This is a genomic window from Escherichia sp. AM3, from assembly GCF_032029835.1.
In the GTDB taxonomy this organism is placed as follows: domain Bacteria; phylum Pseudomonadota; class Gammaproteobacteria; order Enterobacterales; family Enterobacteriaceae; genus Escherichia; species Escherichia coli.
Map to the genome: position 1 here is coordinate 1 of NZ_JAVUPQ010000024.1, position 21,875 is coordinate 21,875.

The 21,875-nt window shown below is 52.7% G+C and carries 21 protein-coding genes and 1 pseudogene; 9 read left to right on the plus strand and 13 right to left on the minus strand.

The annotated features are described in order from the left end of the window. Positions 1–204 precede the first annotated feature (204 nt). The 4 genes from hyi to allA all read right to left on the minus strand — a co-directional run bounded on the left by hyi (position 205) and on the right by allA (position 4,240). Complete coding sequence (hyi, locus tag RTW80_RS11330) at positions 205–981, minus strand: hydroxypyruvate isomerase (protein WP_000943544.1); 777 nt, start codon at positions 979–981, stop codon at positions 205–207. Positions 982–993: 12 nt separating this feature from the next. Beyond that, on the minus strand, positions 994–2,775 hold the full coding sequence (gcl, locus tag RTW80_RS11335) for a glyoxylate carboligase (RefSeq protein WP_001096881.1): 1,782 nt from the start codon (positions 2,773–2,775) through the stop codon (positions 994–996). Positions 2,776–2,864: 89 nt separating this feature from the next. Continuing rightward, positions 2,865–3,680, minus strand: a complete 816-nt coding sequence (gene allR, locus RTW80_RS11340) for an HTH-type transcriptional repressor AllR (RefSeq protein ID WP_000141275.1) — start codon at positions 3,678–3,680, stop codon at positions 2,865–2,867. A gap of 77 nt (positions 3,681–3,757) precedes the next feature. Continuing rightward, complete coding sequence (gene allA / locus RTW80_RS11345) at positions 3,758–4,240, minus strand: ureidoglycolate lyase (protein WP_000776388.1); 483 nt, start codon at positions 4,238–4,240, stop codon at positions 3,758–3,760. A 229-nt stretch (positions 4,241–4,469) separates the two neighbouring features. Between allA and allS the strand changes: the two genes are divergently transcribed. The 3 genes from allS to dinQ all read left to right on the plus strand — a co-directional run bounded on the left by allS (position 4,470) and on the right by dinQ (position 7,054). Further along, positions 4,470–5,396 carry an HTH-type transcriptional activator AllS gene (gene allS / locus RTW80_RS11350; RefSeq protein ID WP_000460110.1) on the plus strand — a complete coding sequence of 309 codons (927 nt, stop codon included), beginning with the start codon at positions 4,470–4,472 and terminating at the stop codon, positions 5,394–5,396. Positions 5,397–5,464: 68 nt separating this feature from the next. Beyond that, positions 5,465–6,559 (plus strand): tRNA 2-selenouridine(34) synthase MnmH, encoded by a 1,095-nt coding sequence (mnmH, locus tag RTW80_RS11355; RefSeq protein ID WP_001157986.1) that lies wholly within the window; start codon positions 5,465–5,467, stop codon positions 6,557–6,559. Positions 6,560–6,970: 411 nt separating this feature from the next. Beyond that, positions 6,971–7,054: a damage-inducible type I toxin DinQ gene (gene dinQ / locus RTW80_RS31335; protein ID WP_349808740.1), complete on the plus strand. Its 84-nt coding sequence runs from the start codon at positions 6,971–6,973 to the stop codon at positions 7,052–7,054. 217 nt (positions 7,055–7,271) lie between these two features. On the opposite strand, the gene ybbP is transcribed toward dinQ, so the two are convergent. Beyond that, positions 7,272–9,686 (minus strand): putative ABC transporter permease subunit YbbP, encoded by a 2,415-nt coding sequence (gene ybbP / locus RTW80_RS11365; protein ID WP_000561866.1) that lies wholly within the window; start codon positions 9,684–9,686, stop codon positions 7,272–7,274. Next, positions 9,683–10,369 (minus strand): putative ABC transporter ATP-binding protein YbbA, encoded by a 687-nt coding sequence (gene ybbA / locus RTW80_RS11370; protein ID WP_001110573.1) that lies wholly within the window; start codon positions 10,367–10,369, stop codon positions 9,683–9,685. Before ybbA ends, ybbP begins: the two co-directional genes overlap by 4 nt. On the opposite strand from ybbA, the gene tesA reads away from it, so the two are divergent. The 3 genes from tesA to cnoX are packed head-to-tail and all read left to right on the plus strand — an operon-like array spanning position 10,340 to position 12,677. Then, a complete protein-coding gene (gene tesA, locus RTW80_RS11375; RefSeq protein ID WP_001295836.1) occupies positions 10,340–10,963 on the plus strand; it encodes a multifunctional acyl-CoA thioesterase I/protease I/lysophospholipase L1 in 624 nt (207 codons plus the stop codon). The genes ybbA and tesA overlap by 30 nt on opposite strands. Then, the gene (gene ybbO / locus RTW80_RS11380; RefSeq protein ID WP_000148959.1) at positions 10,953–11,762 is read left to right on the plus strand and encodes an NADP(+)-dependent aldehyde reductase; all 810 of its coding nucleotides are present in this window, start codon (positions 10,953–10,955) and stop codon (positions 11,760–11,762) included. The genes tesA and ybbO overlap by 11 nt, the downstream gene beginning before the upstream one ends. 60 nt (positions 11,763–11,822) lie before the next feature. Continuing rightward, positions 11,823–12,677: a chaperedoxin gene (gene cnoX, locus RTW80_RS11385; RefSeq protein ID WP_001295322.1), complete on the plus strand. Its 855-nt coding sequence runs from the start codon at positions 11,823–11,825 to the stop codon at positions 12,675–12,677. A 62-nt stretch (positions 12,678–12,739) separates the two neighbouring features. Here cnoX and fetB read toward each other — a convergent pair whose 3' ends face one another. After that, a complete protein-coding gene (gene fetB / locus RTW80_RS11390) occupies positions 12,740–13,519 on the minus strand; it encodes an iron efflux ABC transporter permease subunit FetB (protein ID WP_001295323.1) in 780 nt (259 codons plus the stop codon). Further along, a complete protein-coding gene (gene fetA, locus RTW80_RS11395) occupies positions 13,506–14,183 on the minus strand; it encodes an iron efflux ABC transporter ATP-binding subunit FetA (RefSeq protein ID WP_001157550.1) in 678 nt (225 codons plus the stop codon). Before fetA ends, fetB begins: the two co-directional genes overlap by 14 nt. A 145-nt stretch (positions 14,184–14,328) precedes the next feature. Here fetA and RTW80_RS11400 point away from each other — a divergent pair, with 145 nt between their 5' ends. Continuing rightward, positions 14,329–15,246, plus strand: a complete 918-nt coding sequence (locus RTW80_RS11400; protein ID WP_000904502.1) for an SPFH domain-containing protein — start codon at positions 14,329–14,331, stop codon at positions 15,244–15,246. Then, entirely contained in the window at positions 15,243–15,701 is a 459-nt protein-coding gene (locus tag RTW80_RS11405; RefSeq protein ID WP_312719125.1) for an NfeD family protein, read from the plus strand. Before RTW80_RS11400 ends, RTW80_RS11405 begins: the two co-directional genes overlap by 4 nt. Here RTW80_RS11405 and cueR read toward each other — a convergent pair whose 3' ends face one another. From cueR to glsA, 4 genes and pseudogenes are all read right to left on the minus strand, one after another. Then, positions 15,702–16,109, minus strand: a complete 408-nt coding sequence (cueR, locus tag RTW80_RS11410) for a Cu(I)-responsive transcriptional regulator (protein WP_001026747.1) — start codon at positions 16,107–16,109, stop codon at positions 15,702–15,704. After that, a pseudogene (locus RTW80_RS11415) lies at positions 16,106–16,203 on the minus strand (hypothetical protein); the annotation flags it as partial. The pseudogene RTW80_RS11415 and the gene cueR, both read right to left, overlap by 4 nt. A gap of 30 nt (positions 16,204–16,233) precedes the next feature. Beyond that, entirely contained in the window at positions 16,234–17,526 is a 1,293-nt protein-coding gene (locus tag RTW80_RS11420; RefSeq protein WP_000982172.1) for an APC family permease, read from the minus strand. A gap of 2 nt (positions 17,527–17,528) precedes the next feature. Next, positions 17,529–18,461, minus strand: coding sequence for a glutaminase A (glsA, locus tag RTW80_RS11425; RefSeq protein WP_000883020.1), 933 nt, complete (start codon positions 18,459–18,461; stop codon positions 17,529–17,531). Between the two features lie 261 nt (positions 18,462–18,722). On the opposite strand from glsA, the gene copA reads away from it, so the two are divergent. Further along, positions 18,723–21,227: a copper-exporting P-type ATPase CopA gene (copA, locus tag RTW80_RS11430; RefSeq protein ID WP_063119224.1), complete on the plus strand. Its 2,505-nt coding sequence runs from the start codon at positions 18,723–18,725 to the stop codon at positions 21,225–21,227. 214 nt (positions 21,228–21,441) lie between these two features. On the opposite strand, the gene RTW80_RS11435 is transcribed toward copA, so the two are convergent. Continuing rightward, positions 21,442–21,783, minus strand: a complete 342-nt coding sequence (locus RTW80_RS11435) for a HigA family addiction module antitoxin (protein ID WP_001338329.1) — start codon at positions 21,781–21,783, stop codon at positions 21,442–21,444. Between the last annotated feature and the right edge of the window lie 92 nt (positions 21,784–21,875).

The window sequence follows — 21,875 nt, forward strand, 5'->3', positions numbered from 1 at the left end:
GCTGATAGAAACAGAAGCCACTGGAGCACCTCAAAAACACCATCATACACTAAATCAGTAAGTTGGCAGCATCACCATGCCTAAGCCAATAAATCCCAGTTTCATAATTAACCTCTTTTAAATTTCGCTTTTCCTGAATTCAGACAACACGATCCCCTGCCAACTTAGCGGCCTAAAAAAGCATTGTCTGAATAGCGTTACGTTTTAACGGTACGGATCCATCCAGCGTAAACCGGCTTCCGTGGTGGTTTGGGGTTTATATTCACACCCAACCCAACCGTTGTAGTCAGAATTTTCGATTACCTTAAAGAGATAATCATAATTAATTTCTCCGGTTCCCGGTTCGCCGCGATGCGGATTATCGGCAATTTGCAGGTGACCAATTTTATCAGCCCACTGAGTCATGGTGTTGGTTAATTCACCTTCCATCCGCTGCATGTGATAAATGTCATACTGAATTTTCAAATTGCAGCAACCAACATCATCAATCAATTTCAGCGCCTGCCGAGTTCCGGTGAGATGGAAACCAGGAATATCAAAATGGTTAATAGGTTCAATCAGTAATAAAATATCTTCTTTCATCAGCATATTCGCGGCATAACGCAGGTTTTCTACAAGCGTTGCGTGAATCTGTTCACTGCTGAAACCAGCCGGCGTTTTACCGACCAGACAGTTAATTTTTTTATTACCCAGCGCACGGGCATAACGAATCGCTGCTGCTACGCCATCCCGAAACTCTTCTTCACGGCCAGGAATACAGGCAATACCGCGCTCCCCCGCCGCCCAGTCACCCGCCGGTAAATTGTGCAGCGTATGTTCGAGTTTATTACTCGCCAGCACATGTTTTAATTCTTCAATGTCGTAGTCATAAGGAAACATAAATTCAACGCCGCGAAAACCACACTGCGCAGCTTTCTCAAAACGGGCGAGAAAATCATATTCTCCAAATAACATCGATAAATTAGCAGAGAAACGTAACATTATTTATCTCCCTTATTCATAGTGCATGAAGCAGGTTTCAGTCGGTGCGTCCGCTGCGTTATCGGCGATATCTTCAAATTCCATGACGTTATCCAGTTCGCTGCCCATCGAAATATTGGTCACACGCTCGAGAATAACTTCCACGACTACCGGTACCCGATATTGCGCCATTAAGGCTTTCGCCTGTTCAAAGGCTGGCGCAATATCTTCCGGTTTGAAGACCCGAATAGCTTTACAACCTAAACCTTCCGCTACTTTTACGTGGTCAACACCGTAGCCATTCACTTCACTGGAGTTGATATTCTCGAAAGCGAGTTGCACGCAGTAGTCCATGTCAAAAGCGCGTTGTGACTGACGAATCAGGCCGAGATAGGCGTTATTCACCAGCACATGGATGTACGGAATGTTGAACTGCGCGCCAACGGCTAACTCTTCAATCAGGAACTGGAAGTCAAAGTCGCCAGAAATCGCCACCACATTGCGTTTCGGATCAGCGGCACAAACCCCCAGCGCCGCCGGAATCGTCCAGCCTAACGGACCAGCCTGACCACAGTTGATCCAGTGGCGGTCTTTAAAGACATGCAGCATTTGTGCCGCAGCGATTTGTGACAGACCAATGGTGGTGACATAGCAAACATCGCGACCAAAGGCTTTGTTCATCTCTTCATACACGCGCTGCGGTTTCACCGGCACGTTGTCGAAATGGGTTTTGCGCAGCAAAGTGCGTTTGCGCTGCTGGCAGTCGGCGACCCATTCTTTACGACACGGCAGACGACCCGCTTTTTGCATCTCCTGCGCCACTTCAACCAGCAGTGTCAGCGCCGCTTTAGCATCAGAGACAATGCCGAGATCCGGACACAGCACGCGACCAATTTGCGTCGGCTCAATATCGATATGAACGATTTTGCGCCCTTCGGTGTATTTCTCTACCGAACCGGTATGACGGTTAGCAAAACGGTTACCGATACCAAACACCATGTCGGACGCCAGCAACGTTGCGTTACCGTAACGATGCGCGGTTTGCAGACCCACCATCCCGGCCATCAGTTCATGATCGTCCGGGATACAGCCCCAGCCCATCAGCGTTGGGATCACCGGAACGCTGGTCAGTTCAGCAAACTGTTGTAACAGTGCAGCTGCGTCAGCATTAATTACCCCGCCCCCGGCAACAATCACCGGACGTTCGGCCTGGATTAACATTTCTACAGCTTTTTCGATCTGCATACGGCTGGCAGCAGGTTTGTAGACCGGCAGCGGTTCGTACATGTCAGGATCAAACTCGATTTCCGCAACCTGAACGTCGAACGGTAAATCCACCAGTACCGGACCCGGACGACCAGAACGCATCAGGTGAAATGCCTGTTGCAGCACGCGAGGCACCAGCGCCGCTTCACGAACTGTAACCGCCATTTTGCTGACCGGTTTAGCAATTGCTTCAATATCTACGGCCTGAAAATCTTCTTTATGCAGACGGGCGCGCGGTGCCTGGCCGGTAATGCACAGAATAGGAATGGAATCAGCAGAAGCGGAATAGAGCGCGGTGATCATGTCCGTGCCCGCAGGACCGGAAGTCCCCAGACATACGCCGATATTTCCTGCCGTTGCGCGGGTATAACCTTCCGCCATGTGCGAAGCACCTTCCACATGACGCGCCAGAATGTGACGAATACCGCCGTGCTTACGCATCGCTGAGTAGAACGGATTGATTGCAGCTCCCGGAACACCGAAGGCGGTGGTGATACCTTCTTTCTCCAGCACATACATTGCCGCGTCAACGGCTCTCATTTTTGCCATTTTATTCCTACCTCTATTTATTGGAAAATTTTTCCAACTTTCAAATTTTGTCAAAAAAACCCGCTCCGCAGAGCGGGATGCGACAGACATTATGGATGTGCTTTCAGTCCCAACGCCGTGCTGATATCGCGGGCGGTGTCTCTGACCAGCTCACCCTGACTGACAAAACGATCTTCTGTCAGTCTTGATGAAGGCCCGGAGATGGAGATAGCGGCAACAACACTACCGACATCATCGTAAATTGCTGAAGCTATGCAATTCAGACCTACAACATGCTCTTCTTTATCTACGGTATAGCCCAGTTCACGCGCTTGTTCCAGGTCCTTCAGCAAGGTGGGCATATCCACAAGCGTAGTTGGCGTAAACTGCTGCAAACCGGTTTGCAGAATGATGCTCATCAACTCCTCTTCCGCCAGCGGATAAAGCAGCGCTTTGCCCGCACCGGAAGCATGCAGTGGCAGACGACTGCCCAGTGGCGCACACATCCTGACCATCGATTTACACTCTAACTGACCAATTAATACCGCTTCATTGCCGTTACGGATCGCGACATTGACCGTTTCGCCGGAAAGTAACATCAGGCGGCGCATAAACGGCCCGGCGACGGAGAGGACATCGCGGTTATGGATGTACGCCGCACCGACGTTAAAGACACCTAATCCTATATGCCACCAGCCTAATTGACTGTCCTGATAGACAAAATCCGCTGCCTGTAAAACCTTCAGCAAGCGAAAGGTCGTGGAGAGCGGCAAATCCAGATTGAGAGAAATATCGCTAACCGACGAACTTCCCCCACTTTTTTCCAAATATTGCAGAATCGCAATTCCCCGCTCTAACGCCTGTGCGCCCTTCTGTGCCACAGGCTCCGCCTGTCCTGGCCTGCCGCGCCGTCTAACTTCCGTCATACCTACGTTAACTCCGACCTACAAGTGAGCATAAACAATGAACAATTAGTTTATCTTATGCAAGTCGGTTGCAGGCGTCACGCAAAACAGAGTTCCTGTTCAGGAATACTTTCAACATCACAGTTGTCACTGCCGCCGCGATCGATGGTCAGAAAATCGGTGACGCGCTGCCAGGCGAAAAGTGGGTGATGCCAGACGTTACGATGGTAATTCACTCCCTGTTCGCCGTTGGTGATAAACGCCCGCAGCGTTGACAGGTCTGGTTTGTCGTCACCTAACGCCACGACCACCACAAACACCTCACCTTTCATCGGGATAAAGGCCTGAGTACCCAGCGGATGACGTTCGAGTTCGTGAATGGTCAGCGGCAGATTCGCCGGTTGCGCGCGGTTAATGCTGATAAGCGTACGGTCTTGCTCAAGAATCTCAACCAGCGCCAAATCGTGGTAACGCTCCACCAGGCCATTGTTAATATGGAAAAAATCCCGTTGCTGCGTTTCGATTACGTCGCCATAAGCACTAAAGGCTTCCTGACTTAACGGTAATACCTGAAGTTTCATCTTTTTGTCCTTGTAACATAATTCCGTTCAACCACCGCCGACCGGTCAGCTTGGTTTCAATAACAGGCAATCTAAAACCTTAAGAGAACAACATCAATACAAAAGTTGGAATATTTTTCCAAAACTAGATTTAGTCCACAAATTGAACAGGGTTATCATGTAAAAATACTGATAAATCAGAGGATAAGAAAATCACGCAACTTGCGGATTTAAAAGGGGATACCTGAAGATGTTCGATCCAGAAACCTTGCGGACTTTCATTGCGGTTGCTGAAACAGGAGGTTTTTCAAAAGCGGCAGAACGATTATGTAAAACCACGGCGACGATCAGTTATCGCATTAAACTTCTGGAAGAGAATACCGGAGTAGCGCTGTTTTTCCGTACGACTCGCAGCGTGACGTTGACAGCGGCTGGCGAGCATCTACTTTCCCAGGCCAGAGACTGGCTGAGCTGGCTGGAAAGTATGCCAAGCGAGCTGCAACAGGTGAATGATGGCGTGGAACGCCAGGTGAATATTGTCATCAACAACCTGCTCTACAACCCCCAGGCCGTCGCCCAGTTGCTGGCGTGGCTGAATGAGCGTTACCCCTTTACCCAGTTTCACATCTCCCGACAAATCTATATGGGCGTCTGGGACTCGCTATTGTACGAAGGTTTTTCGCTGGCTATCGGCGTCACGGGAACTGAGGCGCTGGCAAATACCTTTAGTCTTGATCCCTTAGGATCGGTGCAATGGCGCTTTGTCATGGCGGCGGATCATCCGCTGGCGAACGTTGAAGAGCCGCTAACAGAAGCGCAGTTGCGGCGCTTTCCGGCGGTCAATATTGAAGACAGCGCCCGCACCTTAACCAAACGCGTCGCCTGGCGATTGCCAGGGCAAAAAGAGATTATTGTTCCCGATATGGAAACGAAAATCGCCGCCCATCTGGCGGGCGTTGGCATTGGTTTTTTGCCAAAATCGCTTTGCCAGTCAATGATCGATAATCAACAACTGGTCAGCCGGGTAATCCCAACGATGCGCCCTCCTTCGCCATTGAGTCTGGCATGGCGCAAATTTGGCAGCGGCAAAGCGGTAGAAGATATTGTGACCTTGTTTACCCAGCGCAGGCCGGAAATCAGCGGATTTTTAGAAATTTTCGGCAACCCACGCAGTTAAAAATCAAGTTTCCTTGCGCGTTGGCGCGTAAAATAGCGCGCAAGCTGATTTGAGGTTCACTTTTAACTATGCAAGAGAGACACACGGAACAGGACTATCGTGCCCTGCTGATTGCTGATACGCCCATTATTGATGTTCGCGCCCCTATCGAGTTTGAGCAAGGCGCAATGCCCGCCGCTATCAATCTGCCGTTAATGAATAACGATGAACGCGCCGCCGTTGGCACCTGCTATAAACAGCAAGGCTCAGACGCAGCGCTGGCGCTGGGACATAAACTGGTTGCGGGTGAAATTCGTCAGCAGCGCATGGACGCCTGGCGGGCAGCGTGCCTGCAAAATCCGCAAGGTATTCTCTGCTGCGCCCGTGGCGGTCAGCGCTCACATATTGTGCAAAGCTGGTTGCATGCAGCGGGGATTGATTATCCGCTGGTGGAAGGCGGTTATAAGGCACTGCGCCAGACCGCGATTCAGGCGACTATTGAACTGGCACAAAAACCGATAGTGCTGATTGGCGGTTGTACCGGCAGCGGTAAAACGCTGTTAGTGCAGCAACAGCCGAACGGTGTTGATCTGGAAGGGTTGGCGCGTCATCGCGGTTCGGCGTTTGGTCGCACGTTACAACCACAACTTAGCCAGGCGAGTTTTGAAAACCTGCTGGCTGCCGAAATGCTAAAAACCGACGCCCGTCAGAATTTGCGCCTGTGGGTGCTGGAAGACGAAAGCCGGATGATCGGTTCGAATCACCTGCCGGAATGTCTGCGCGAGCGAATGACTCAGGCGGCGATTGCGGTGGTAGAAGATCCGTTTGAGATCCGTCTTGAACGCCTGAACGAAGAGTATTTCTTGCGTATGCATCATGATTTTACCCACGCTTATGGCGACGAACAGGGCTGGCAGGAATATTGCGAATACCTGCATCACGGACTTTCGGCGATTAAGCGTCGGCTGGGGTTACAGCGCTATAACGAACTCGCTGCCCAGCTGGATACGGCGCTGACAACGCAACTCACCACCGGCAGCACCGACGGTCATCTGGCCTGGCTGGTGCCGTTACTTAAAGAATATTACGACCCAATGTATCGCTATCAGCTTGAGAAAAAAGCGGAAAAAGTTGTCTTTCGCGGTGAGTGGGCGGAAGTGGCGGAATGGGTTAAGGCGCAGTGATGGGCGGTATTCTGAAACGGCGATTGTCGTGAGAACAGAATGGTTGCACCAGAATACAGATATAAAAAAACCGACATGACAGTCGGTTTTTTTATTTTTTCCGCCCAAGACTTGGTGGTTCCGGGCAGAAATGAAACAGTCCTCATCTAGCAAGTGAATTATAAGTCAGGATGCCTACATATTCAAACAGCTATGTTGGCGATACAATCCCGACGCTAGTAGTGATACTGCCTCAAGGGATTACCGCAGTGCGGAAAAGTACTTTTAAGTCCTGGTCAGGATACAGGTGGTGCTGATTCTGGTGCTCTAATTTGGAGAGAGGCAGTCCTCATCTAGCACATGAAGAAAATCATAGTTACAGGCAACGTAAGGGTAAGCTGTGATTGTCTTTCTCCCTTAAGGGAGCAACGGATGAAAACTTTTCTCGATAAAGTTCTCATCGTTCTTAAGGCGCTAATCGCGCTGCTGGAACTGATCCGTCAGTTTATTGAATAACTGAGGAAACGTAGCTAAGGCCGAAGGTTTACCACCTTCGGTCTTTAAAAAAACCGACATGACAGTTGGTTTCATATTTATTGCCAAAATGCACACTGTTCATGCCGGATGCGGCGTAAACGCCTTATCCGGCCTACACAATCTTGCAAAATCAATATATTGCACGCTCTTCGTAGGCCTGATAAGCGTAGCGCATCAGGCAATCTAACACCTGTCATCACCCCGCAAACTGCCTGAACAGCGCCTTACCCTTAACCAGTCTCGCGCCCAGCCAGCCGCCGAAAAGCGACAGCAGCAGCGCACCGCTGCACGGCAGAACAATCCACAATCGCCAGTCTGGCTCCCACGGGAAATCAAACACTTTCGCCTGCAACACTGCCAGTGCCGTTTCCGCACCAATTGCGGCCACCAGGCCGGAAACAAACCCAAGCATGGCGAACTCACACCACAATGTCGTGCGCAGCAGTTTTTTCCCCGCACCGAGTGTGCGCCATACCACCAGCTCCTGATGACGCTGGCGCATTCCCACCTGCACCTGTGCCAGCAACAGCAACATACCGCAGGCGGTGACCAGCACCACCATCACCTCCAGCGCCCGACTTACCTGCTCCAGCACCTGACCGACCTGTTTTAAAATCGCGCCAATATCTAACAGGCTAATGGTCGGGAACTGGCGGTTGAGTTGCGTCAACATGCCGTTGCCATTCTCCCAGCGGAAACTGGTAAGCCAGCTCTGCGGTTGCCCGTCTAATGCCCCTTCCGGGAAAATAAAATAGAAATTAGGCCGCAGACTTTCCCAGTCCACTTTGCGCAGGCTGGTCACTTTAGCGCGGAACTCCTGGGTATCGCCCATAAAAGTCACGGTATCACCGAGGGCAACGTTTAAGCGTTTCGCCAGCCCCTCTTCCATCGACACTTCATCGGCTTTTGGCGGCCAGTTACCGGCGACAATCGGATTATGATCGGGCCGCGTATTTTGCCAGGTAAGATTGAGTTCGCGATTAAGCGCCTCATCTTCATTACCTTCTGTCGGCTTATCGTTAATCGCCGTCAGCCGCGCCCGCACTACCGGATAAAATGATTCCGGGACTATATGATGTTCCGCGAGGAACGCTTTTAGCGGTGCTACCTGTTCTGTGGCGATGTTAATTAAAAAGTAGTTCGGGCTTTCTGGCGGTAGCTGCTGCTGCCAGCGGTCGAGCAGATCGCCACGCAATACCAGCAACAGCGCCAGCAGCATAAAGGAGAGCGAAAATGCCGAAAGCTGACTTAACGTTGACCACGGCTGACGTAACAGGCGGCTAACCGCCAGGCGCAGAGGCAGCGATTTCAGCGTCATGCGGCGAAGTACATTCAGCAGCATCCAGCCCAGCACACCGCACAGCAAAGCCAGTACTACCGCGCCCGCCAGCACCGCCCAAAGCAGCATGCTGCCACCCATTAATCCGGCGAGCAGCAGCACAACCACCACACTGACAATCGGCAGATAAAACTTCAGCGGCCAGACGTTCGCTACCACATCATTACGTAATACGCGTAAAGGCTGCGTTGCCAGCAACAAGCGATATGGTCGTAGCCCCACCAGCAGCGAGATGACCGTCATGGTGCCAAGCGCCCACAGCCACGGCCAGAGGCTGGCTGGCGGTAGTGCAGCAGGCAGAACGGGCTTGAGCAGCACCATCAACACGTTTTCGAACAACAGACCTATGGCCCCACCGGTAACGGCTGAAAGCGTCAGCACCATCAACCACTGACCGACGATTAGCTTACGCAGTTGCGCTCGCCCTGCCCCCAGCGTTTTGAGGATCGCCACCAGATCGTAGCGACTGCGACAGTAATGATTCATCGCTACCGCCACCGCTGCCACTGCCAGCAGCAAGGTCAGAAGCGCCGAAAGCAGCAGGAACTGTTGCGAGCGTTCCATCGATCGCCCCAGCGCGCCTTCGTCCTGTTCCAGACCGTACCAGCGTTGTTCGGGTTTAAGCTGAGGTAACAACCATTTCTCATAGCCGTCGAGCTGGTTCTCGTTGCCGCCGAATTTATAACGCCAGGTGACCCGACTCCCCGGCTGCACGGCTCCGGTTTTATCGACATCCGCCAGATTCATCATCAGACGCGGAGCCATCTGGAAGGGGTTAAAACCGGAATCCGGTTCCTGAATCACTTCTCCGGCAATCCGCAAGGTGGCATCGCCCACGTCAATGGTGTCGCCCGTTTTCAGGTTAAGCAGTGCCATCAGGCGTGGGGCCAGCAATACGCTGCCCGCCTGCGGTTTCAGGCCAGGGGGATTAGTTTGCAGATCGCCATACATCGGGTAGATATCATCCACCGCTTTGACGTTCGCCAGCTGCGGTGTGTCGCCTGCAAAGGTCATTGTGGCGAAAGTCAGCTGCTTGCCGACTTTCAGGCCGCGCTTTTGCGCTTCCTCCAGCCACGCTTGCGGCACTTCGCGTGAACTGCGCAACGCCCGATCGCCCGCCATAAACTCACGGCTTTGCTGGCTTAAGCCCTTCTCCATGCGATCGCTGATATTGCCCAGCGCCAGCACGCAGGCCACCGCCAGGCTTAGCGCCAGCCAGACAATTAATAGCGACGGCGAACGCCATTCGCGCCAGAACCAACGTGCAATCATGCTTCCTCCTGCAACTGCCCGTTCACCAGCCGTAAGCAGCGGTCGCAGCGTGCCGCCAGTTGCAGGTCGTGGGTCACCATAATCAACGTGGTGCCATGTTCACGGTTGAGGGAAAACAGCAGGTCGGCAATTTTATCGCCCGTCTGGCGGTCAAGGTTGCCGGTGGGTTCGTCGGCAAACAGCACATCAGGTCGACCATTAAAGGCTCGTGCCAGCGCCACTCGTTGCTGTTCACCGCCGGAAAGCTGTGCCGGAAGATGATCCAGACGTTTACCCAGCCCTAACTGTTCGAGCAACGCTTTCGCCCCGTTACGACTTTCCGCGCTACTCTCACCGCGCAGCAGAGCCGGAAGCTCGACGTTTTCCAGCGCGTTAAGGGTAGGAATTAACATAAATGACTGAAAAACAAAGCCGACGTGCTTCGCGCGCAACTTTGCCCGCGCTTCTTCGTCCATATTATGTAGCGGTTGTCCCACCAGACTCACTTCGCCACTGCTGCCGTCATCAAGCCCGGCGAGGATCGCCAGCAAGGTTGACTTACCCGATCCCGACTCGCCCACCAGTGCGATGGTCTCGCCACGTTTGACAACCAGCTCAACTCCGGTGAGGATGGAGAGTTCATGCTCCCCCTGACCGACGGACTTCTTAAGATGATGAACTTCAACAATGTTTTCCGCTGGCATTTGCCCTTCCTGTTCCTGGTCCTGTTAACCTTCCGTGCCGCCGCAGCGGACACGTTATTGATTCTGGGTGATAGCCTGAGCGCCGGGTATCGAATGTCTGCCAGCGCGGCCTGGCCTGCCTTGTTGAATGATAAGTGGCAGAGTAAAACGTCGGTAGTTAATGCCAGCATCAGCGGCGACACCTCGCAACAAGGACTGGCGCGCCTTCCGGCTCTGCTGAAACAGCATCAGCCGCGTTGGGTGCTGGTTGAACTGGGCGGCAATGACGGTTTGCGTGGTTTTCAGCCACAGCAAACCGAGCAAACGCTGCGCCAGATTTTGCAGGATGTCAAAGCCGCCAACGCTGAACCATTGTTAATGCAAATACGTCTGCCTGCAAACTATGGTCGCCGTTATAATGAAGCCTTTAGCGCCATTTACCCCAAACTCGCCAAAGAGTTTGATGTTCCGCTGCTGCCCTTTTTTATGGAAGAGGTCTACCTCAAGCCACAATGGATGCAGGATGACGGTATTCATCCCAACCGCGACGCCCAGCCGTTTATTGCCGACTGGATGGCGAAGCAGTTGCAGCCTTTAGTAAATCATGACTCATAAAGCAACGGAGATCCTGACAGGTAAAGTTATGCAAAAATCGGTCTTAATTACCGGATGTTCCAGTGGAATTGGCCTGGAAAGCGCGCTCGAATTAAAACGCCAGGGTTTTCATGTGCTGGCAGGTTGCCGGAAACCGGATGATGTTGAGCGTATGAACAGCATGGGATTTACCGGCGTGTTGATCGATCTGGATTCGCCAGAAAGTGTTGATCGCGCAGCCGACGAAGTGATCGCCCTGACCGATAATTGTCTGTATGGGATCTTTAACAATGCCGGATTCGGCATGTATGGCCCCCTTTCCACCATCAGCCGTGCGCAGATGGAACAGCAGTTTTCCGCCAACTTTTTCGGCGCACACCAGCTCACCATGCGCCTGTTACCCGCGATGTTACCGCACGGTGAAGGGCGTATTGTGATGACATCATCGGTGATGGGATTAATCTCCACGCCGGGTCGTGGCGCTTACGCGGCCAGTAAATATGCGCTGGAGGCGTGGTCAGACGCACTGCGCATGGAGCTGCGCCACAGCGGAATTAAAGTCAGCCTGATCGAACCCGGTCCCATTCGTACTCGCTTCACCGACAACGTCAACCAGACGCAAAGTGATAAACCAGTCGAAAATCCCGGCATCGCCGCCCGCTTTACGTTGGGACCGGAAGCGGTGGTGGACAAAGTACGCCATGCTTTTATTAGCGAGAAGCCGAAGATGCGCTATCCGGTAACGCTGGTGACCTGGGCAGTAATGGTGCTCAAGCGCCTGCTGCCGGGGCGCGTGATGGACAAAATATTGCAGGGGTGAGTTGAAGCGCGCGCTTAAGCCCCCATGTCAAAGAAAATATCGACAACAGAGAGCGACTCCATGTCCGTAGAAAATATTGTCAACATTAACGAATCTAACCTGCAACAGGTTCTTGAACAGTCGATGACCACTCCGGTGCTGTTCTATTTTTGGTCTGAACGTAGCCAGCACTGTTTGCAGTTAACCCCGATCCTGGAAAGCCTCGCGGCGCAGTACAACGGGCAATTTATTCTGGCGAAGCTGGACTGCGACGCGGAGCAGATGATTGCCGCCCAGTTTGGTCTGCGCGCGATTCCGACCGTGTATCTGTTCCAGAACGGGCAACCGGTAGATGGCTTCCAGGGGCCGCAACCGGAAGAGGCGATCCGCGCCCTGCTGGATAAAGTGCTGCCGCGCGAAGAAGAGCTGAAAGCGCAGCAGGCGATGCAACTGATGCAGGAAGGCAATTACACCGATGCCCTGCCATTGCTGAAAGACGCCTGGCAGTTGTCGAATCAGAACGGGGAGATCGGCCTGCTGCTGGCAGAAACGCTGATTGCGCTGAACCGTTCTGAAGATGCGGAAGCGGTGCTGAAAACCATTCCGTTGCAGGATCAGGACACCCGCTACCAGGGGCTGGTGGCGCAAATCGAACTGCTGAAGCAGGCGGCTGATACGCCGGAAATTCAACAGTTGCAACAGCAGGTGGCGGAGAATCCAGAAGATGCCGCACTGGCGACGCAACTGGCGCTGCAACTGCATCAGGTTGGGCGCAATGAAGAGGCGCTGGAGTTGCTGTTCGGGCATCTGCGTAAAGATCTCACCGCCGCAGACGGTCAGACGCGTAAAACGTTCCAGGAGATCCTCGCTGCGCTGGGTACGGGTGATGCACTGGCGTCGAAGTATCGCCGCCAGCTGTATGCATTGTTGTATTGATATTCCGTTGATCGGCACATGAACCACAACGCCGGATGCGATGCTGCGCATCCGGCATCGCATCATTTCTTCTTCAATTGCGTCACCACCAACTGGTGGCGCGAATTATAAAACTTACGATAGGTTAAATAGCAGGCAATAATGGTCGACAAGCTGGCGGTTGAGAGCAGCATAAAGGTCACCATAATCTGATATTTAATCGCCTTCACCGGATCAATCCCGGCAAATATCAGCCCGGACATCATTCCTGGTAAACTCACTAAGCCAACCGTTTTTGCTGAATCGACCGTCGGAATTAAAGCCGCGCGAATACTGTCGCGAATCAATATCGCTGAAGCCTGCTTCGGCGTCGCGCCAAGACTCAGTTTCTCCTGAATCTGTTGCTGTTCGCTAATGACCCGTTGCCCTAAATTGTTGTAACACAACCCCACCGCTACCATGGCGTTACCGGCAATCATCCCGGCGATAGGGATCACCTGCATCGGGATAAATTCAATCGACCCTGAGAGAATCAGCACCGCCAGGGTAATTCCCGCCCCGACCGTAATGGCAATAAACGATGAGATAAAAGCTTTAGCAATATATTTACTGCGTTTTTGCGCGTTCCACGCCGCATTAAAGCAGATAAATAACACCATCAATAATGTCAGGCTGGCATCATCCACGCTGAAAATATACTTCAGCACATAGCCGACAATAATCAGCTGAATTATCGCTCGCCCGACGCTCCAGAGAATATCTTTCTCCAGCGCCAGTTTTTCTTTATGGCTAATTAAGATTGCCACCACCACCAGCATTAATGCCAGTGCTAATGATTCGTTAGTAATATTATGCGAGTTCATAGCGTGCTTCCTGCATTTCTCCGGCATGCGGTTGCAGTGTAATCACTTTATCCGCATGATTAATTTCGTCTTTATCGTGTGTCACCCACAGCACGGCAATATTTTGCTCGCGCACATAACGATGGATCATCTCATTGACGTTATGTTTATTACTTTCATCCAGCGCACTGGTTATTTCATCCAGCAATAAAACCTTCGGCATAAATTGCAGGTTACGAATCAATGAGATGCGTTGTTTTTCACCACCAGATAGCTCGGCGATATCCTTCGTCAAAATGCTGTCCGGCAAAGCGAAGCGTTCGAGAAAATCGAGAAAAATGGCCGGGTCAGGCTGCTGGTTACGGATCTGCCAGGGAAAGATCAGATTATCGTATACCGTATCGCCAAACAGCGTCGGTGTCTGGGCGCAGTAAGAGACTTGCTGGCGGTAGATTTCTGGCTTTAGTGTGCTGACATCCTCCCCTTCAAACAGTAACGTTCCGCTGGTTGGGCTGATCAATGAAGCAACTATTTTTAGCAGCGTACTTTTGCCACAACCAGAAGGACCGGTAATTAACTTAAATTCGCCAGCACGCAGCGAAAAATTGATGTTATTAAGAATCTTCGTATCACCCGCCAGATATCCTACGTTTTGTAGCTGAAGCAAAGGACTATTTTCCTGCATCGCTGTTCCCTTTTTCTGATTTTTACTAAAAACAGTTTATCCTTCGCAGGAATAAGGGGGAACTCTCTTTCAGTAATCAGGTATAATTTGTTTAATCAAGCAGCAATTTTGCTGATTATGGACGGTACAACAGGAGGTTTTTCCGATGCTTATCTTTATCCCGATTCTCATTTTTGTCGCGCTGGTCATTGTCGGCGCGGGCGTCAAAATCGTGCCGCAGGGCTATCAATGGACGGTAGAACGTTTTGGTCGCTATACCAAAACGTTACAGCCGGGGCTCAGTCTGGTGGTGCCGTTTATGGATCGCATTGGTCGCAAGATCAATATGATGGAACAAGTGCTCGATATCCCTTCCCAGGAAGTTATCTCGAAAGATAACGCCAACGTTACCATCGACGCAGTCTGTTTTATTCAGGTGATTGACGCGCCGCGCGCGGCTTATGAAGTCAGCAATCTGGAGCTGGCGATCATCAACCTGACCATGACTAACATCCGTACCGTGTTGGGTTCAATGGAACTTGACGAAATGCTCTCTCAGCGCGACAGCATCAACTCACGCCTGCTGCGTATTGTCGATGAAGCCACCAACCCGTGGGGGATTAAAGTCACCCGTATTGAAATTCGCGACGTGCGCCCACCGGCAGAGCTTATCTCTTCAATGAACGCGCAGATGAAAGCGGAACGTACCAAACGCGCTTACATTCTTGAAGCGGAAGGGATCCGTCAGGCGGAAATCCTTAAAGCCGAAGGTGAAAAACAGTCGCAAATCCTGAAAGCGGAAGGCGAACGTCAGTCGGCGTTTTTACAGGCTGAAGCGCGTGAACGTTCCGCCGAAGCAGAAGCCCGCGCCACCAAAATGGTGTCTGAAGCTATCGCCTCCGGTGATATTCAGGCGGTGAACTACTTCGTAGCGCAGAAATACACCGAAGCGTTACAGCAGATCGGTTCCTCCAGTAACAGCAAAGTAGTGATGATGCCATTAGAGGCCAGCAGCCTGATGGGGTCGATTGCCGGGATTGCCGAGCTGGTGAAAGACAGTGCCAACAAACGGACTCAGCCATGATGGAGTTAATGGTCGTTCATCCACATATTTTCTGGCTCAGTCTCGGCGGTTTGCTGCTGGCAGCCGAGATGCTGGGCGGAAATGGTTATTTGTTGTGGAGCGGCGTGGCAGCGGTGATTACCGGCCTGGTGGTCTGGCTGGTGCCGCTGGGTTGGGAGTGGCAAGGGGTAATGTTTGCCATCCTGACGCTGCTCGCCGCCTGGCTGTGGTGGAAATGGTTGTCGCGGCGGGTGCGCGAACAAAAGCACAGCGATAGTCATTTAAACCAGCGCGGGCAGCAGCTGATTGGCCGACGTTTTGTGCTGGAATCTCCGCTGGTCAACGGGCGCGGTCATATGCGCGTCGGTGACAGTTCATGGCCTGTCAGCGCCAGCGAGGATCCCGGTGCAGGTACGCATGTTGAAGTCATTGCGATAGAAGGGATAACCCTACATATCCGAGCCGTCTCGTCTTAATCACCCTGCCCGATGATGACAGCAGCCGGAGAGATTTTCGATAATCGGGCAGTCGGCGCTGTCATCGCCAGGGCAGGCATTCGCCAGTGCCAGCAGCTGGTCGCGCATGGATTGCAGCTCCTCAATGTGTCGTTCGATCTCCGCCACCTTCTCCAGCGTGCGCCGTTTGACGTCGGCGCTGTGCCGCTGCGGGTCGTTAAACAGATTCACCAGCTCGCCGCTCTCTTCCAGGTTAAAGCCCACCTGCCGTGCCTGGCGCAGTAAGGTCAGTTCGTTGAGATGCTGCTGCGTGTAGGTGCGATAACCGTTTTCGCTGCGCATCGGCGGCGTCACCAGCCCCTTCTCTTCATAGAAGCGAATGGCTTTGCTGGTCAGGCCGGTAATTTTTGCTACATCGCTGATGTTCATCGTTCGCGCAACGCCTCCTGTGCTTTGTTAAAGGGTTTCAACAGATATTCAAGCACGTTTTTTTGCCAGTGCGAATATCGACCGCCACCACAATAATACAGGAAGTACTGCGCACAGAGAGATGTTATACGGTTTTATTGCGCTTCATGACCATTGCCACAATAAGGCTGAGTAAGAGTGAGCCAATAATCCATATCAACGCACGGCTACCCTGGGACCACAGACTGTAGATAAAGCCAACGATCACCAACAACATCACCAACGTACCAACGATAAGAATCGGCAACGAGGCGTGAATATCATGACGCAGGCGGATCGCCACCACAAACACCGCCAGGTAGCAAATCAAAAAGGTGGCGCTGGCAACGCTGGCGAGTGAGCCTAAATTCAGTGCCGCCGTCATCAGCATAATCAACACCACGACAATAATGTTGCCCCAGGTACTCTGCCGCCACAGGGATTTATTCATTAGCTTCGGCAGTTCGCGTTCGCTGCCCATGTTGTCCATGATGTTAAACACGGCGAACAGGTTCGCGTTAATGGCTGAAGCCGTCGCCAGTAAAGCGCCGATGACGACGATCACATAACCCACATGCCCGAGCAGCGGAGAAGCAGCCTGCGCTACGGCGGTATCGGCATATTTTTCTAACTCTAATGCCGATACATCGCTAAGCAAAACCAGTGCCAGCGAGATATAAAGCAACGTGGTAACGCCAATCGCCACCAGAAACGCCCGTGGCATAATGACCTGCGGATCTTTCACTTTATCCGCCGCGTTCGCCATCATGCCAAAGCCCGCATAGGCAAGGAAAGTTATCCCAATACAGGAGAAGAACGCACCGGAGCTGGGGGGCGCAGAGACGGAAATATGCGCCGGTTGCAGCGACCAGACACCGGCAATAATCAGCAATAACAGGATCATCATTTTAATGCCGACGAGGATCACTTCCAGCCGCCCTACCGCATGGTTGCTTAAGGAGTTGAAAAGCGTCATCACCGCAATGATCCCCAACGCGTAGAGCAAAATAAGGTGCTCCTCCTGGCTGCCTTCATGCAAAAACTGCACGGCATAAGCGCCAAAAGCACGGGCGACCATGGCGATGCTCACCGCCAGCGTCAACAGGTACAGTAACGAGAGCGCCAGCGAAAAGACGCCGTTGCCTAATCCGCGACGAAAGAAGTCGATAATGCCGCCATTGCTGGGATAGCTCGCCCCCAGACGCGCATAGGCATAACCGGAAAACATCGCCACAATACCGCCAAAAGCAAAGGCGACCCAGGTCGAGGCTTCCATTAGCAATGCAGCCTGCCCCAGCAGCGCGAAGATCCCCGCCCCCACCATTGCCCCAATGCCGATGGAAACGACGTTCCATAGACCGAGAGGTTTGTTACCGTTATTACCTTCCGTGTTCATCATGATCAGCCCTTAAACACGTTATAGCCGAGTTGGTTAGCGACCGATGCCACCATTTTTTGACCGCGAACACTGTTGCCTTCTTCGTCCAGCGGTGGTGAGAACGCGGCAATTCCCATCACGCCAGGGACGACCGCCAGAATACCGCCACCTACACCGCTTTTGCCCGGTAAACCAACGCGATACGCCCAGTCACCGGAGCGACCATACAGCCCTTCCATCATCATTTCGGCCAGAATGTACGGCACGTTGTCGGCCTGAAGAACACGTTTATGCGTCAGCGGATTCACACCACCCGCCGCCAGCGTCGCGCCAAGCGTTGCCAGTTCAACAGTATTGATGAGCGTGGAGCACTGACGGGTGTACACGTCACAGGCTTCCATTGCATCACAATAGAGATATCCGGCGGAGTACAGCAGCCAGGCAATGGCCCGGTTATGGAAGTTGGTTGTTTGTTCCGACTGGTTGACTTCATCAGAGAGCGCTACCTGCTCACCAGCCAGTTGCTGTTGGATATGTAAAATTCGCTGCCAGCGTTGTTCAATATTTTCAGCGTTAATCAGGCTGGTGGTGGCAATAGCGCCAGCATTTACCAGTGGCGACAGTGGTTTGCCGCCATGCAACTCTAAGGCGATAACTGAGTTAAAGGGCAATCCGGTCGGGTCAGCGCCAATTTTGTCCTGTACCGCCTGCGGGCCGACATCTTCTAACGCAAGGGCTAACGTACAGACTTTCGAGATGGATTCCAGCGCAAAGCGGTAATCACTATCACCCGCGCGATAGATGTTGCCATCGCAGGTCACAATAGCCACTGCTGCCAGTTGACCAGGTACATTCGCCAGAAAGGGAATGTAGTCGGCATTTTGTCCGCCGTTAAGTGAGTGAAATTGGGTGTAAGCCTGATCCACTGCCTGCTGTAATTTGTTTGCATCTAACATCTTTTGTTAACTCCTTTTTATAGATGCGGGAGGTAATTCCTCACCCCGGTGCCGATTTTCAGGCATCCTGATTTAACTTAGCACCCGCAACTTAACTACAGGAAAACAAAGAGATAAATGTCTAATCCTGATGCAAATTGAGCCAATTTTTTAATTTTTACGGACTTTTACTCGCCTGGTTTATTAATTTCTTGACCTTCCCCTTGCTGGAAGGTTTAACCTTTATCACAGCCAGTCAAAACTGTCTTAAAGGAGTGTTTTATGTCACAAACTATCGACCTGACCCTGGACGGCCTGTCCTGCGGTCACTGCGTTAAACGCGTGAAAGAAAGTCTTGAACAGCACCCGGATGTTGAGCAGGCGGATGTGTCTATCACTGAAGCGCACGTTACCGGGACTGCCAGTGCAGAACAGCTGATCGAAACCATCAAACAAGCGGGTTATGACGCATCTGTAAGCCACCCAAAGGCTAAACCGCTGGCGGAGTCATCAATCCCGTCGGAAGCACTGACAGCGGTTTCTGAGGCGCTTCCGGCAGCGACCGCCGATGACGATGACAGCCAGCAGTTGCTGCTGAGCGGCATGAGCTGCGCCAGCTGTGTCACCCGCGTACAAAATGCGCTGCAAAGCGTACCGGGCGTCACTCAGGCACGGGTAAACCTGGCGGAGCGTACTGCGCTGGTGATGGGCAGTGCCTCCCCACAAGATTTAGTGCAGGCGGTGGAAAAAGCGGGCTACGGTGCGGAAGCGATTGAAGATGACGCTAAACGCCGCGAGCGCCAGCAAGAAACCGCCGTAGCTACGATGAAGCGCTTCCGCTGGCAGGCAATTGTTGCACTGGCTGTGGGTATCCCGGTAATGGTCTGGGGGATGATCGGCGATAACATGATGGTCACCGCTGACAACCGCAGCTTGTGGTTAGTTATCGGCCTGATAACCCTGGCAGTGATGGTTTTCGCCGGCGGCCATTTTTACCGCAGTGCATGGAAAAGCCTGCTGAACGGTGCAGCGACGATGGATACGCTGGTGGCGCTGGGAACGGGTGTGGCGTGGCTCTATTCGATGAGCGTCAACCTGTGGCCGCAGTGGTTCCCGATGGAAGCGCGGCATCTTTACTATGAAGCCAGTGCGATGATTATCGGTCTGATTAATCTCGGCCATATGCTGGAAGCGCGCGCACGTCAGCGTTCTTCTAAGGCGCTGGAGAAATTACTCGATTTAACCCCACCGACGGCGCGAGTGGTCACCGCAGAGGGTGAAAAAAGCGTGCCGCTGGCGGAAGTTCAGCCAGGGATGTTACTGCGCCTGACGACCGGCGATCGCGTGCCGGTAGATGGCGAGATTACCCAGGGCGAAGCATGGCTGGATGAAGCGATGCTGACGGGCGAACCAATCCCACAGCAAAAAGGCGAAGGCGAAAGCGTCCATGCCGGGACAGTGGTACAGGACGGCAGTGTGCTGTTTCGTGCCAGTGCGGTTGGCAGCCATACCACGCTGTCACGGATCATTCGCATGGTGCGCCAGGCCCAGAGCAGCAAGCCAGAAATCGGTCAGCTGGCGGATAAAATCTCAGCCGTATTTGTACCTGTGGTGGTGGTGATTGCGCTGGTCAGTGCGGCAATCTGGTACTTCTTTGGTCCGGCACCGCAAATTGTTTATACCCTGGTGATTGCCACCACGGTACTGATTATCGCCTGTCCGTGTGCGCTGGGGCTGGCGACGCCGATGTCGATTATTTCCGGCGTCGGGCGGGCGGCTGAGTTTGGCGTGCTGGTGCGGGACGCCGACGCGCTGCAACGCGCCAGTACACTCGATACCGTCGTGTTCGATAAAACCGGGACGCTGACCGAAGGGAAGCCGCAGGTTGTCGCAGTGAAAACATTTGCTGATGTTGATGAAGCGCAGGCATTGCGTCTGGCGGCGGCACTGGAACAAGGTTCCAGCCATCCGCTGGCACGAGCGATCCTCGATAAAGCAGGCGATATGCAGCTACCGCAGGTCAACGGTTTCCGCACATTGCGCGGGCTGGGCGTGAGCGGTGAAGCTGAAGGTCATGCGTTATTGCTGGGCAATCAGGCGTTGTTAAATGATCAGCAAGTCGATACTAAAGCGATTGAAGCCGATATTTCAGCTCAGGCATCGCAAGGAGCAACGCCTGTGCTGCTGGCGATTGACGGGAAAGCAGTAGCCCTGCTGGCTGTACGCGATCCATTGCGTAGTGATAGCGTGGCGGCGCTGCAACGCCTGCATAAAGCGGGATATCGTCTGGTGATGTTGACCGGGGATAACCCAACCACCGCCAATGCGATCGCCAAAGAAGCAGGGATTGATGAGGTGATCGCCGGGGTGCTGCCGGACGGTAAAGCCGAAGCGATCAAACATCTGCAAAGTGAAGGACGTCAGGTGGCAATGGTGGGCGACGGCATTAACGACGCGCCAGCGCTGGCTCAGGCGGATGTCGGCATTGCGATGGGTGGCGGCAGTGATGTTGCCATTGAAACCGCGGCGATTACCCTGATGCGCCATAGCCTGATGGGCGTTGCGGATGCGCTCGCTATTTCCCGCGCAACGCTGCACAACATGAAGCAGAACCTGCTCGGTGCGTTTATCTACAACAGTATCGGTATTCCGGTCGCCGCCGGTATTTTGTGGCCGTTCACTGGAACACTGCTTAACCCGGTAGTTGCCGGAGCGGCAATGGCGCTCTCGTCGATTACCGTAGTGAGTAACGCCAACCGGTTGCTGCGGTTTAAACCGAAGGAATAAGTACATCATTGCGGATGCGCTGCTTTAGGGTGGCGCATTTGGCATCGACGCATGACTGCCGGATGCGGCGTAAACGCCTTATCCGGCCTACGGTTCAGGCACAGGTTTGTAGGCCTGATAAGACGCGTAAGCGTCGCATCAGGCAATGGTGCTCGGATGCCGGATGCGGCGTGAACGCCTTATCCGGCATCCGAGATGAAGCGATGTTTTGGCCTTACGCGACCTTTTTTGTACGCTCTTCACGGCGTGCTAAATATTCAGCCACTGTTTCAATCCGTCCCAATTCTTCCTGGGTGCGCATGTTGTTTTCAACTTCCCAAAGATCAACCGCCGCCTGGAGGTTTAGCCAAAAATCGACTGTGGTATCAAAAACTTTCGCCAGACGAAATGCCATCTCAGTAGTGAGTTTACGATTGTTATTGATCAGTGCACTGACGCTATTACGATGAACATGCAGCAACTCTGCTAACTCATTGATTTTCAAATCGAGCGGTTCCAGATATTCATAGAGAAGAATATCTCCGGGTGTCGTCGGTTTTCTTGTTGCCTGTTTCATAGTTTTTAACTGTTGCTTCCCTGTGAATAGCGATACAAGAACATACTGAATCATACAAACACATTAAACAAGTCCCCAACTCCATTTGCGCC